Raw genomic sequence first — 234 nt, 5'->3', positions numbered from 1 at the left:
GGCAGTCTGACATTGCGCAACGCCGGCGTGCGAAAGGCATAAGCATCCTCCGCTGCGCCGGTCACACGCAAACGCCCCTCATCACGGTTGTGGGCTTCGAAACGTGCGGCCTTGCCCGGCCACAACTGAGGCACTGCAAGAGCGTGAAAATCGTGATCTGTCTGCAACCAGACGGAATGGCACTGACTGCAGGCCGCCTTGTCATAGAACAGCTTCATGCCGCTCTGCGCATCG

1 pseudogene is annotated in these 234 nt (G+C 60.3%); it reads right to left on the bottom strand.

What is annotated here, in order from left to right:
* Positions 1 to 234: pseudogene (locus R0J92_RS26770) on the bottom strand (cytochrome-c peroxidase); the annotation flags it as partial.

The organism is Tritonibacter sp. SIMBA_163, from assembly GCF_046535935.1.
In the GTDB taxonomy this organism is placed as follows: domain Bacteria; phylum Pseudomonadota; class Alphaproteobacteria; order Rhodobacterales; family Rhodobacteraceae; genus Epibacterium; species Epibacterium scottomollicae.
This window is presented reverse-complemented; position numbering and strand designations above follow the sequence as displayed.